11 protein-coding genes and 2 tRNA genes are annotated in these 12,538 nt (G+C 38.7%); 8 read left to right on the forward strand and 5 right to left on the reverse strand.

All coding sequences use genetic code 11. From position 1 onward, the window contains the following. Window positions 1-85: 85 nt before the first annotated feature. Window positions 86-562, forward strand: coding sequence for an SsrA-binding protein SmpB (smpB, locus tag ACT53H_RS06210; protein WP_004641603.1), 477 nt, complete (start codon window positions 86-88; stop codon window positions 560-562). Between the two features lie 51 nt (window positions 563-613). Here the strand turns inward: smpB and ACT53H_RS06215 are convergent, their stop codons facing one another. The 4 genes from ACT53H_RS06215 to rluD form a co-directional block, all read right to left on the reverse strand. Beyond that, complete coding sequence (locus ACT53H_RS06215) at window positions 614-1,885, reverse strand: hypothetical protein (RefSeq protein ID WP_476008867.1); 1,272 nt, start codon at window positions 1,883-1,885, stop codon at window positions 614-616. Window positions 1,886-2,038: 153 nt separating this feature from the next. Then, window positions 2,039-2,590 (reverse strand): flavodoxin family protein, encoded by a 552-nt coding sequence (locus ACT53H_RS06220; protein WP_476008868.1) that lies wholly within the window; start codon window positions 2,588-2,590, stop codon window positions 2,039-2,041. Window positions 2,591-2,782: 192 nt separating this feature from the next. After that, window positions 2,783-3,520 carry a peptidoglycan editing factor PgeF gene (pgeF, locus tag ACT53H_RS06225; RefSeq protein WP_476008869.1) on the reverse strand — a complete coding sequence of 246 codons (738 nt, stop codon included), beginning with the start codon at window positions 3,518-3,520 and terminating at the stop codon, window positions 2,783-2,785. Window positions 3,521-3,530: 10 nt separating this feature from the next. Further along, window positions 3,531-4,583, reverse strand: coding sequence for a 23S rRNA pseudouridine(1911/1915/1917) synthase RluD (gene rluD / locus ACT53H_RS06230; protein WP_005303089.1), 1,053 nt, complete (start codon window positions 4,581-4,583; stop codon window positions 3,531-3,533). A 71-nt stretch (window positions 4,584-4,654) separates the two neighbouring features. Between rluD and ACT53H_RS06235 the strand changes: the two genes are divergently transcribed. Both ACT53H_RS06235 and ACT53H_RS06240 read left to right on the forward strand, forming a co-directional pair. Then, window positions 4,655-5,818 carry an outer membrane protein assembly factor BamD gene (locus ACT53H_RS06235; protein WP_174727545.1) on the forward strand — a complete coding sequence of 388 codons (1,164 nt, stop codon included), beginning with the start codon at window positions 4,655-4,657 and terminating at the stop codon, window positions 5,816-5,818. A 157-nt stretch (window positions 5,819-5,975) separates the two neighbouring features. After that, entirely contained in the window at window positions 5,976-7,850 is a 1,875-nt protein-coding gene (locus ACT53H_RS06240) for a DNA primase (protein ID WP_476008870.1), read from the forward strand. Here ACT53H_RS06240 and hemA read toward each other — a convergent pair. After that, window positions 7,847-9,130, reverse strand: a complete 1,284-nt coding sequence (gene hemA / locus ACT53H_RS06245; RefSeq protein ID WP_476008871.1) for a glutamyl-tRNA reductase — start codon at window positions 9,128-9,130, stop codon at window positions 7,847-7,849. The two genes, ACT53H_RS06240 and hemA, sit on opposite strands and share 4 nt — an antisense overlap. A gap of 88 nt (window positions 9,131-9,218) precedes the next feature. Here hemA and ACT53H_RS06250 point away from each other — a divergent pair, with 88 nt between their 5' ends. The 5 genes from ACT53H_RS06250 (at window position 9,219) to ACT53H_RS06270 (ending at window position 12,537) form a co-directional block, all read left to right on the forward strand. Beyond that, window positions 9,219-10,928, forward strand: a complete 1,710-nt coding sequence (locus tag ACT53H_RS06250) for a tetratricopeptide repeat protein (protein ID WP_476008907.1) — start codon at window positions 9,219-9,221, stop codon at window positions 10,926-10,928. A 4-nt stretch (window positions 10,929-10,932) separates the two neighbouring features. Continuing rightward, complete coding sequence (gene lolB, locus ACT53H_RS06255; RefSeq protein WP_004794197.1) at window positions 10,933-11,511, forward strand: lipoprotein insertase outer membrane protein LolB; 579 nt, start codon at window positions 10,933-10,935, stop codon at window positions 11,509-11,511. Between the two features lie 18 nt (window positions 11,512-11,529). After that, complete coding sequence (gene ispE / locus ACT53H_RS06260; protein ID WP_476008872.1) at window positions 11,530-12,363, forward strand: 4-(cytidine 5'-diphospho)-2-C-methyl-D-erythritol kinase; 834 nt, start codon at window positions 11,530-11,532, stop codon at window positions 12,361-12,363. Beyond that, window positions 12,362-12,436 (forward strand) — tRNA-Gln (locus ACT53H_RS06265). Before ispE ends, ACT53H_RS06265 begins: the two co-directional genes overlap by 2 nt. Window positions 12,437-12,462: 26 nt before the next feature. Then, a tRNA-Gln gene (locus ACT53H_RS06270) sits at window positions 12,463-12,537 on the forward strand. The last annotated feature ends 1 nt before the right edge of the window (window position 12,538 follow it).

Genomic DNA, 12,538 nt, shown 5'->3' on the forward strand with positions numbered 1-12,538 from the left:
ATGAGGCGAAATATTCATGTGCAGGAAAAACTTCACCTTAGCATCAGTTTACGGCACAATAGACGTAATTGTGGAAGTTTGAATTATGGCGAAAGCAACAGTAGTAAAGAAACATAATGGCGGAACAATCGCACAAAATAAACGTGCCCGTCATGATTATTTTATCGAAGAAAAATTTGAAGCAGGCATGTCACTTCAAGGTTGGGAAGTAAAATCCTTACGTGCTGGGCGTATGACTTTGACAGAAAGTTATGTCATTTTCAAAAATGGCGAAGCATTTTTACTTGGCTCACAAATTCAGCCTTTATTATCGGCTTCGACCCATGTTGTTCCTGAAGCAACACGTACTCGTAAGTTATTGCTCTCTCGACGTCAGCTTGAACACCTCATGGGTGCAGTTAACCAAAAAGGTTACTCATGCGTTCCTTTGGCGTGTTATTGGAAAGGACATTTAGTCAAACTGGAAATTGCACTTGTGAAGGGTAAACAGCTTCATGACAAACGTGCAACCGAAAAAGACCGTGACTGGCAACGTGATAAAGCTCGTATATTTCATAAGTAATAAAAAAACCTTTAAAGTTAACTTTAAAGGTTTTTTTATGTCACTTTGAATTTAGCAGAATTTTAAATTACCGTAACAGTTTGGTGCAAACGATTGATTTTTAAGTTGTAAATCCTTCAATGGGAAATTCACAATCGTATTGGGTAATTTAACTTCACCAACTGCCAAGTCTTCACCAAACAAACAATTTAAAAGATTACATCTCACTGGATTTGCAGTTAAATAATCACTAATTGGACCTACCACCTGCTTTAAAACGTCATTAGTTATTTCAATTTGTTTACTTGGCGTCACGTTACCAATATCAATTTCATCATCAAAAGCCATCCACCAGCCACGTTCCGCTGCTGCATCTGCACCTGGCCAAAATATTTGTTGGCCTTGCAGAGAAAGTGAGAAAGGATTGTTTAGTTCAATTTTATGAATAAATCCAAGATTTTGATCAACAGTTAATGCAGCTCTTAATCCGGTAATGCTACCTGTTACATTTTTTTGTAAATTTAATAGGCCAAGTGCAGCATTAATAGAAGCTTTCAGATCTCCAGAGAAGTTAAGCTGATCGATATTTGCTACCCCGTTCAGCATGACATTATTCATTCGTGAACCAGAAATGACTTGTCCATTAATAACAATAGGTGCAGTGGTCTGTTGTAATTGCAAATTATAATCAGATGAATTAAATCCTAAAGGAATACAAATTCCGATACATGCATTCACAGTTCCATCAATAGTCTTGCCTGTATCTTGATAAGACATATTACGAGCAGCGGTATAAGCTAAACCAGTGGTATCTTTAATTTTTAAATAACCACTTAGGCTATTAATTCCATTTGGTGTTTCTGAATTTTCAAGTCCCATAGTCAATAGGCCCACAACCTTTTCCGCACTTAAACGGAAACCTTTAATTTCTCTCAAAGCAGCGCTGTCTGGATTTTTAATTGCAAATTCAATAAATGGATTACTAAAAACAGCAGAAGATGAAGCTCGACCCTCACTTGTATCGCTTAAGCCACTTAAACTTAAGTTATCAATATCAATATCACACCCACCTAAACCGTTTACTCCGCCACACCCTAATTGCAACTTATTAACATTGGCATTTAGTTCAAGATTTGCCTCTAAACCTAATTTATAAAAGCCAATATTTTGCTGGTTCATTGAAGCATCAGCTTGTTTTGGATCGGTATAGGTAAATGAAAATAATGCCTGAGCTTCAACTTTAGAAAGTTCTGAATCACTGAGTGGAATAAGATTTGTAGGTTCTAAATTGGCATAGATTAAAGTAGCCCAACTTAGACAAAGAGCTGTTAAAAAAATTTTCATGATTATTCCATTTTTTTATTTATTAAATTTTGGACATCATTGTCCAAATAAACCATTTGGTAAAAAATAATCAAAAAAGAACAAAAAAAATACAACTTTTTTGTAATTATATTAACAACTAGTAATTTATTTAAATATAATCAAAAACTTATTTTAACTTATTCGATAAAGCAGTCCAGCAATATATTCACCAAACCATTTAGCTGTATCTAAATCACCTTGTGGAGGAGTAATTTCAACAGGAGCGTTATCTGACTGTGTCATCAAACCTAAGCAACTCGATAATCGGTTTAAATCTTTGTCACTATGCCCTGTCGTCATTAGAGGTAAACCTGACCAAAGCATGCCATGTTGCATGGCAAAAATATTTAATTGTTGTAATACGGCGAGTTTATCGCCACTTAATCCGCCCGAATTTGCAAAGCCCGCCGCAAGTTTGCCTTGCCACACACGTTCTTTCCAACGCTTAGAAGTACTGTCCATAAATTTTTTAAAATCGGCAGTCATACTTCCCATATAAGTAGGTGATCCGAAAATAATGCCTTGTGATGCATCAAGCGCATCCCAATCAATACGCTCAATATTCATTAAATGTACTTTCACCCCCATCACCTCTGCACCAGCAGCAATAGCAGAGGCCACCTTAGCGGTATGACCATATGGACTGTGGTAGACAATTGAGAGATGTTTTTCAGGCAAAGACATAAGATTAAAATTTTGAGCGATTTTTTCTATTTTATCATTTTATTAGCTCTTGCTAAACCTACATCTATAAATATGAAATAGAAGCGCTTCAATACAACTCACAATCGTAATATCTTTAAGCTAAATAGACGCTCTCTTACTTTATTTAAGGGCTACAAAATAAGAGAGTGAATTTAATGATGTTTATAAAGCTTAGATAAAAACAAAGGTAGCCATACGCCCAGTCTTCGCATCACGGCGATAAGAAAAATATTCATCGCTCTGTTGATATGAACATTGGTCTCCGCCTAAAACCTGCTTCACACCAAGACTCTGCAAAATAAAACGTGCAATTGCATATAAATCTGCATGAAATTTATTTGGAGCCGCCCCTTCAACAAAAGCTGTTTCCAACTCAGGATATTTATCACAAAAAGCAGTTTTTACTTCGGCCCCAATTTCAAAACAAGGTTGGCTAATCGCAGCTCCTAACCATGCCCAAGCTGGAGGTTTTTGCATAGCAGCAATCGTGTTTTCAACAATCCCACCAGCTAAACCACGCCAACCCGCATGTAAATTTGCGACTTCGGTACCTTCGGCGTTACCTAACACGATAGGTAAGCAATCAGCAGTCATCATCATTAAAGCATGGCCTTTGGTTTGAGTGACCAAACCATCACCAATTAAAGCCTTAAAAGGAATTTGTTCATTTACTGTATGGCAAATCGTACTATGTGTCTGAGTCATCCATGTCATTTTTTTAACACCGAACTTAGCAAACTCATCTAGCAATATCATGCGATGTTGCTGAACACGTTTTGCCTCATCATTAACATGTAAAGCCAGATTAAAGCCAGACAGCTCATGTTGATCCGTTGCTAATGCTAAAGGATGTTGAACACGTGTCTGTCCTACATATACGCCTTGAGGTAAACCTTGAACAAATTCCATATACGCGTCCTTAATATGCAGCGTTTTCTGAACGTAACACATCTACTAAATGCGTAAAATCTTCAGGCCACGGCGCTTCAAATAGCATTTCTTCACCAGTACGAGGGTGTTTTAAACCTAATTTAGCTGCATGTAATGCTTGGCGCTTAAAACCACGCAAAGTATCAATGAGTAATTCAGATGCCCCTGCTGGTACACGTACACGGTTCATATAAATCTGATCACCGATCAGTCCATAGCCGATATAACTAAAATGGACACGAATCTGATGAGTTCGACCTGTTTCAAGACGAGCTTGTACACGAGTAAAATCTTTAAAGCGTTCTTTCACATTATAGTGGGTTACCGCATCTCGTCCGCCCGGTAGAATTGCCATTTTCACACGATCAACTGGATGACGTTTAATCGGTTCATCAATCGTACCGCCAGCAATAATATTTCCATAAACAACTAGGTCATATACACGGTAAACCGATTTATTTGCCAACTGTTTACTTAAGGAAAATTGTGCTTCAAGGCTCTTAGCAACAACTAACAAACCGCTTGTATCTTTATCAATACGATGTACTAAACCCGCACGCGACAGTTCCGACAATTTTGGGAAATGATAAAGCAAGGCATTCACTAAAGTTCCAGAACTATTGCCTGCCCCTGGATGTACTACCATGCCTACTGGTTTATTAATGACTAAAATGTCGTCATCTTCATAAACAATATTAAGTGGAATATTCTCAGGTTGACTTGTGGTCTGCGCTTCGAGCTCAACTTCGAGTGTAAGAAGCTCTGTCCCTTCACAACGGTGCTTAGGTTTGACAATGTTACCATTCACCAACAGATGGCCATCCTTCAACCATTGTTTAAGTTTTTCACGTGAAAACTCATTCCACACCAAGGCCGCAACCTGATCGATACGTTGTCCCAGATAGGTTTCATCTAACTGAACTTGCAACGATAAACGTGTTGCAGTTGTATCAGAAGTATGGTTATCTGCATCCTCAGAATCTTCAAGTAAATTGAAGTCGGTTTCAGATAAGTTTGTGTTTGAAGATTGTGCTGAAGTCATTTGATCATTGAGATAAAAGTGGTTTAATAGCGCAATTGTAGCTCATTGCCCAACATAACAGAGGAGTTTTTATGTCGCTACCACGTTATAAAATTACGATGCTTGCCTTATCTTTAGGTGTAGCATCTGCATTTGTGGGCTGTAGCAGCAATCCAAGTAAAAAAGAAGTGGTCGATAGTGGCCCACAATCTAGTGAACAAGCTTACTTCGAAAAGGCCCAAAAGTCGCTTGACCGCGGTCAATATCTTGATGCGACCAAGTCTTTAGAAGCAATCGATACTTATTATCCGACTGGACAATACGCACAACAAGCACAACTTGAACTTCTATATTCAAAATTTAAACAAAAAGATTATGAAGGCGCGATTGCCTTAGCAGAACGTTTTATTCGTTTAAATCCTCAACATCCAAATGTAGATTATGCTTACTATGTTCGTGCTGTATCGAATATGGAGCAAAACTACGACAGTTTGATGCGCTATACATCTCTGCAACAATCTCATCGTGATGTGAGTTATTTGAAAGTTGCTTATCAGAACTTTGTTGATTTAATTCGTCGTTTCCCAAGTAGCCAATACTCTGTTGATGCTGCTCAGCGTATGAAGTTCATTGGGCAAGAACTTGCTGAAAATGAAATGACTGCTGCACGTTTTAACGTTAAACGTAAAGCTTGGATCGCAGCTGCCGAGCGTTCGCAATGGGTAATTGAACACTATCCACAAACTCCTCAAGTTCCAGAAGCATTAGCGACTTTGGCATATAGCTATAACCAATTAGGTGATAAAGCGACTTCACAACAATATATTGAAGTTTTAAAGCTTAATTACCCTAACTTGGTGAAAAAAGACGGCACAGTTAACATGCGTGCTGCTCGTAAAGAAGGTAACTGGATTAACCGTGCGACTCTGGGTATTTTCGGTCGTGAATCTACGGCTGCAACTCCAGAAAGCACAGCTGAAGCTGAAGCTCCAAAACGTGGTTTCCTCAATCGCGTAAGCTTTGGTTTAATTGGTAATTCAGATAAAGAAGAAACTGAAGAACCAGAAAAAACAACTGTTGAAGCTCCAAAGTCAGAACGTAGTTGGACAAATCGTTTAAGCTTCGGTTTATTAGATAAACCTGAGCCACAACCAGCAGAAAATACAACTGTTGCTCCAGCTGTTAGCTCTACAGATGTATCGACTGACACTCAGTCAGATGATGCAACGCAAGGTACTAGCGACGCTGCTCAATAAGTTACAAATTTTAAAAAGCACCAATAAACAGGCAAGTGATACCACTTGCCTGTTTGTTTTTATAAAATATTAAAATATTTATTGTGTAGATCTTGCCTCATCATGTCAGAATATTCTGACTCACTCTCTCATCAGTTTTAATACGGTTATCTGAATTATGGCAATTCCACAACATACGATTGATCAGATTTTAGATCGCACAGATATTGTCGATCTGATTGGTCAACGTGTGAAACTGAAAAAGACGGGACGTACATATTCCGGCTGTTGCCCTTTTCATCAAGAAAAAACGCCATCGTTCCATGTCTACCGCGACAAGCAGTATTATCACTGCTTTGGTTGTCAGGCTAACGGGAACGCGATCCGTTTTCTTATGGACATCGATAACCGAAATTTTATAGATGTCATGAAGGAGTTATCGAGTAGCGCTGGAGTCGAACTACCGAAAGATAATACTGAAAATAAAAAGCTGTCTTATACCCGTCAGGTTACGAAACCACCAGTTGCTAAAACAAATACGGCGGAGCCTGTAACTCCAACTCCACAACAACCAATTGATGAAAGCTATAACACGCTTGAACCTGTATTTTTTGATGACCCATTTGCTCAGTTTGAGCAGCCTTTTAGTTTTGATGAGCCAGTTCAAGAAGGTAATTTATATGACTTACTGGAAAATGTTGCCCAGTTCTATGAGCACCAATTACCTAATAGTCAAAAGGCAAAAAACTACTTTAAACAACGTGGCTTAACTAATCAGACTATTCAGTTTTGGCGCTTGGGCTATGCACCAGAAGACTGGCAACACTTAGAAAAAGCTTTTCCTTATGACATTGACGGTTTAAAACAACTTGGACTTATTCGTTCAAGCGATAGTGGTCGTGATTTTGACTTATTACGTGACCGTGTCATTTTCCCGATTCGAGATCCTAAAGGCCGCGTCGTTGGTTTTGGTGGACGCGCCTTAAATGATGAAATTAAACCCAAATACATCAACTCACCTGACTCAGAGGTCTTTCACAAGAATCAGCTACTTTACGGACTTTATGAAGGTAGAAAACTTAAGTCTAGCGACTGGTTAATGGTTGAAGGCTACATGGATGTCATTGCACTTCAGCAATATGGCATTACAGGGGCTGTCGCAACTTTAGGGACTGCAAGTAATACAGAACATCTTAATATTTTATTTAAACAAAATAGCCGAATTACCATTGCTTTTGACGGCGATGCTGCAGGTCAAAAAGCAGCACGCAGAACATTAGAAATTGCTTTACCACTTCTCAATGATGGCCGCGAACTCAAATTTTTTGTTCTACCCAATGACCACGATCCGGACTCTCTTATCCGTCGTGAAGGGCTTGAAAATTTCCAGAAACTATTACAACAGGCCCCTCTTTTGTCTGATTTTGTGTTTGCCCATTTAACAGGTCAGCACGACATTAGCACTCCTGAAGGCAAAAGCTTGGTCATGGGTGAACTCAGGGAACTAACTGAACTATTACCCAAACAGGGCTCTTTTCGTTATTTACTTAATCAATCTTTCCGTGAAAAACTCGGACTAGGTAAACGTTTTACCCCACAAGTTAGTCACGATGCATCGTTATCATTTAATATTCAAACGAAAGATGAAGACTTTGCTGTCGCAATTTTGATGCACCATCCATTCCTTTATATTCATTTTGAAGGATTACGTGCCTATATTCCCCAAGATGAGTTATTGGCTAAAATATTAGCAACTTTAAACCGTATATTTGATGAGTTGCCTGATGACCAAGAGCTAGCAACTTATTATGTTTTAGGTGCATGCAGCAGTTATTGCCATGAAATTGCAGATATTATGCAAAGAACCAATATCCAGGCATTAACTCAAGCACCTGAAGTGGCTGACAAGTTAGCTCAAGAATATGCGTTAGGCTTAAAAGAAAGATATTTACGTCAAAAGCTTAAGTCACCGATTTCTCTGATTGAATCAAGAAATCTAAGGCAGCAACTCAATGAACTAACCAAACAGATTAGCTTAAGACTGTTGTCTTAATGTTTTGGCTTACGCTCATGATCAAAAACATCCTGTAAATGCTGTTGTAGCCATTCTAAATAATCAGGATTTTCTGCCTTGGCAGCTTCGCGTAGCAAAATAGATGTCGGATGCATAAGCTTTTGCGTCAAACGATACGCGAATTGCTGTAATACTTGTTCAGCATTTTCACCATGATGCAAAGCCTCTAATGCGTGCGTAAGCTCTTGTTGACTAATTTCTTCACTATGTTGGCGGTAAGCATGAATTGTACTACCTGCCTCTTTAACTTTTTGATGCGTAATAAGCTGAGTAGCTAACTGATTAACCATGACTTCTGCTTCAACAGCGGCCTGACGCCGTTGAGCAAGGTTTTCATCAATCACGCTTTGTAAATCATCCACGCCATACAAATAGACCCCATCAAGCGCTTCAACTTTAGGATCTATATCACGAGGTACAGCTAAATCAACCATTAACATTTGTTGATAGCGACGTTTCTTTAATGCAGCCTTAACATCTGGATAGGCAATAACTTGATATAAGCTACCAGTACAACTCGACACAACATCAGCACGATATAAGTTTTCAGCCAATGCTGAAAAATCAATAATTTCAACTTCAACTTGATGTGAAATCTCTTGAGCCAATTGGTCAGCACGCTCACGGCTACGGTTACAAATAATAATTTTGGCAACACCCATTTCAGCCAGATGCTTAGCAACCAAACTATTCATTTCACCTGCTGCAACGACCATTACAGTAAGTTTTTCGGGCTTACTAAAGACTTGTAAAGCTAATTGTGCAACGGCATACCCCATCGAAACTGCATGACTACCCACTGCCGTTTCGGAACGTACACGTTTAGCAGCATAAAAAGCATATTCAAAAACACTGTTTAATTCAGGAGAAACAGTTTGAGCTTCTTTAGACAATGCTAAAGCACTTTTAACCTGCCCTAAAATTTGCGGCTCACCTAACATGAGAGAGTCAAGACCACTCGCTACTCGCATTAAATGTGTAATTGCCTGCGTGTTCTCGTAACGATAAACATGATGAATTAAGTGCTGTACATCAATATTATTGGCATCGGCTAACCATTTTAGAAGGCTTTCAGCATTTTCTGCCATGGCATACACTTCTGTGCGGTTACACGTCGAGACGACCACCAAATCCTTTAAGTTCTGGTGATGGTTTTGTTCGGCAAGCAAACGACTTAATCGCTCTGCATTGAAAGCAATTTTTTCGCGGAGTTCGACAGAAGCTGTTTGATGGTTGACACCCAATGCAAAGAAAGACATATCAGATCATCATTTCGCTAAATTTATGCTATTGTGCAACATCGGTGTCATAAAAAGCATTACTTTGGATCAATAAAAATTGCGTCAAATGAATAGCCGTATTAATTTTAACGGTGCTTCGATAAGACAGTATTCTACCACATTCTTATTGTTAGGTAGCATGTCCTCGCATGTCTATGCACGTCCTGTGCAAGAGACCTATGCCGTGCATTCATTTGATCAGGCCTTAGAACAAACTATGGTCGCTGAATTTGCTCTGGCTTATGATGATATTCCTAACGCTTTGCACAATTACACAGTCCTCGCAATTAAAAGTAACTCTACTTCAATTAAACAGCGAGCTTTAGACGTTGCTCTTGAATATAATGACTTACAAGCCGCTTTAAATATTGCTACACATTGGGTAGCTCAAGAGCCTAAAGATGTGCCAGCTTTATTCTATTTGTCACATATTGCTTTAAAAACACATGAATACCAGCTTGCCGCTGAAACATTAGATAAAATTTTAAAAATAGATCCGACTGCTGATTTAGAACAAATTTTAGCAAGTATTGCTCCGGAAAATGCTCAAGATCGAGATGTACTATTAACAGCTTTACGCTCTAGTGCTGAAAAAGATAACCCTTCTATTTTAGCACTCATCGCCAACTTAGAAGCCCAAAATGGCCAATTGGAATCTGCTCTAACCAACATCAACAAGGCATTACGCCGACGCCCTAAAGTGACGAGCTTTATTTTAATGAAAGCGAACCTACTCATTGCTCTTAGCGATCAAGAAGGTGCGCTTAAATGGTATGCAAAGTCCAGCCGTAAATATAAGAAAAATTTAGATATTCGTTTAGCTGAAATCCGCTATCTCATTCAAATTAATCAATCTCAACTTGCGTTAGAAAAGCTCGAAAACGTTATAGAAGCTAATCCTAAAGCTGAAGAAGCATTGTTTATTGCAGGCTTAACCAGTATCGATTTAAAGCAATATGACAAAGCAGAACAATATCTTGTTGATCTACGAAACTCTGCAAAATATCAAAATGAAGCCTATTACTACTTGGCAATTAATGCAGAACGTAAACAACATTATGAAACTGCAAAAGCTTACTATCGTTTAGTTGATGGCAGCTTATATGTGGTTTCCAGACGCAATCTGATTGCAATATATGATAAACAAGAAAATTTACATGATGCTTTACGATTCCTCACGCAAGAACGCGTAAATTATCCCCAACATGCAAGTTTCTTATATCAAGCTCAAGCTGAAATCTTAAAGAAAATGGGCAATAAAAAAGCTGCATTAAATTTATTAGATGAAGCGATAAAGAATTTACCCGATGATCCTGAACTCATTTACGCAGAAGTTTTACTACTCGATCCATATACTGACCGAGATAAACTCGACAAAACATTAAAGCAATTATTACTACTTGAACCTAACAGTCCAACTTACCTCAATGCATATGCTTATACACTAGCCCTACAAAACCGTCGGCTAAAAGAAGCACGTCAATATGCAGAGCAAGCTTTAGAATATGCGCCGGAACAAGCCTCAATTCTTGATACGCTGGGCTATATCGCATTTTTGCAGAATGATTATGAAGCCGCGGCAGAGGCTTTAGGCAAAGCTTATGAACTTAGTCACAATATAAATATTGGCGTTCGCTATGCTAAAGCATTGTATATGCAAGGATCATTAACTCAATTTAGCGCTGTGTTACAACAACTGAAACAAAAACATGCCAATGATCCACAATTACAACAGCTTGATGCGTTAATTTTACCTACATCTGCAAAAAAGAGTTAAATATATGAGCAAATTTGCCCAACTGTGCACAGCGATCTGTGGATCAAGTGTATTATTTCTAACCGGTTGTCAGCATTTTACTCAACCAAAACCTGCGGTTACCCAGCAAGTTCAAGATGAAAAACACTTTAATTTACAAGGTAAAATCGGGGTTCGCACACCACAGCAAACTGGTAGTGCTTTTTTCACATGGGTTCAACAACAAGATAATTTTGATATTGAATTAAGCGGTATTTTAGGTGTAGGAAAAACCCAAATTCAGGGCAAACCCGGTGAAGTGAAGTTAAATAGTGCAAAAACTGGTTTAATTACTGCGGCCTCTCCAGAAGAGCTTTTAGAGCGTGCAACGGGTTGGCAAGCACCAATTACTCATTTAACGAGTTGGATTTTGGCCAAACCCGCAACTCTAAGTGCTCAAATCAGTAAAGATAGCGAAAATCGTGTTAACCAACTGATTGAAGATGGCTGGACGGTTAATTTCAGCTATGATGGCGAACAAACTTTGCCAAACAAACTGGTTTTAAAGCAAGCTCTTGCTGAAGATAAAGAAAACCGTATTACAATGGTCATCCAAAACCGCTAAATCTAATTATATAAATCTATGATTCAAGTTCCTTCTCCAGCTAAGCTCAACCTGTTTTTGCATATTACAGGCCGACGCGAAAATGGTTATCATGAGTTACAAACCATTTTCCAACTTATTGATTTATATGACTGGATGATATTTACGCCGGCTTTGGATGAACAAATCGAAATTGATGGATTGAGTGAAGTCAAATCTGAAGAAAACCTGATTTATCGGGCTGCTCAAATACTAAGACCGCATGCAAAAAAATTCTGCGGTCTAAACATCAAAATTGAAAAAAATATTCCAATGGGTGCAGGTCTAGGCGGAGGTTCATCCAATGCTGCCACAACCCTGATTGTGTTAAATCAATTATGGGAATGTGGACTAAATCAAGAACAACTTGCGGACTATGGCGTGAAGCTTGGTGCCGATGTTCCTATTTTTATTTATGGTAAAAATGCATGGGCGGAAGGTATTGGTGAACATTTATCATTCATAGACTTAGATCAAAAACAGTTCATTATTTTAAAACCTGATTGTTTTATCAGCACTCAATTGCTTTTTTCACAAAAAACATTGACAAGAGACTCTAAGACCACTAAATTTTGCGCCTATCAGTTAGAACCTTCTAATTTTGGAAATAACTTTGAGCCATTAGCTCGGCAGTTATATCCTGAAGTAGAAGAAGCGATGCGATATTTAGACCAGTTTGGTCAAGCAAAGCTTACAGGTACAGGTGCTTGTGTTTTTATTGAAGTAACGAATGAAATGAATATTGATGAAATTCTTAAGCATTCACCTTGTAAATCTTACTTGGTAAATAGTTTAAAAGAATCTCCTCTTAATCATTTTAAGGTTACACGTTAGGGGCGTCGCCAAGTGGTAAGGCACCGGGTTTTGATCTCGGCATCCGTTGGTTCGAATCCAGCCGCCCCTGCCAACCTCACCTGTAATGATGATTATATTAGGGGCGTCGCCAAGTGGTAAGGCACCGGGTTTTGATCTCGGCATCCGTTGGTTCGAATCCAGCCGCCCCTGCCAT

The sequence above is a fragment of the Acinetobacter sp. DMC2 genome, assembly GCF_056314305.1.

Excerpts from the sequence above, each read along its gene's own strand:
- smpB (WP_004641603.1), top strand. The coding sequence starts at position 86 with ATGGCGAAAGCAACAGTAGTAAAGAAACATAATGGCGGAACAATCGCA.
- ACT53H_RS06215 (WP_476008867.1), bottom strand. The coding sequence starts at position 1,885 with ATGAAAATTTTTTTAACAGCTCTTTGTCTAAGTTGGGCTACTTTAATC.
- ACT53H_RS06220 (WP_476008868.1), bottom strand. The coding sequence starts at position 2,590 with ATGTCTTTGCCTGAAAAACATCTCTCAATTGTCTACCACAGTCCATAT.
- pgeF (WP_476008869.1), bottom strand. The coding sequence starts at position 3,520 with ATGGAATTTGTTCAAGGTTTACCTCAAGGCGTATATGTAGGACAGACA.
- rluD (WP_005303089.1), bottom strand. The coding sequence starts at position 4,583 with ATGACTTCAGCACAATCTTCAAACACAAACTTATCTGAAACCGACTTC.
- ACT53H_RS06235 (WP_174727545.1), top strand. The coding sequence starts at position 4,655 with ATGTCGCTACCACGTTATAAAATTACGATGCTTGCCTTATCTTTAGGT.
- ACT53H_RS06240 (WP_476008870.1), top strand. The coding sequence starts at position 5,976 with ATGGCAATTCCACAACATACGATTGATCAGATTTTAGATCGCACAGAT.
- hemA (WP_476008871.1), bottom strand. The coding sequence starts at position 9,130 with ATGTCTTTCTTTGCATTGGGTGTCAACCATCAAACAGCTTCTGTCGAA.
- ACT53H_RS06250 (WP_476008907.1), top strand. The coding sequence starts at position 9,219 with ATGAATAGCCGTATTAATTTTAACGGTGCTTCGATAAGACAGTATTCT.
- lolB (WP_004794197.1), top strand. The coding sequence starts at position 10,933 with ATGAGCAAATTTGCCCAACTGTGCACAGCGATCTGTGGATCAAGTGTA.
- ispE (WP_476008872.1), top strand. The coding sequence starts at position 11,530 with ATGATTCAAGTTCCTTCTCCAGCTAAGCTCAACCTGTTTTTGCATATT.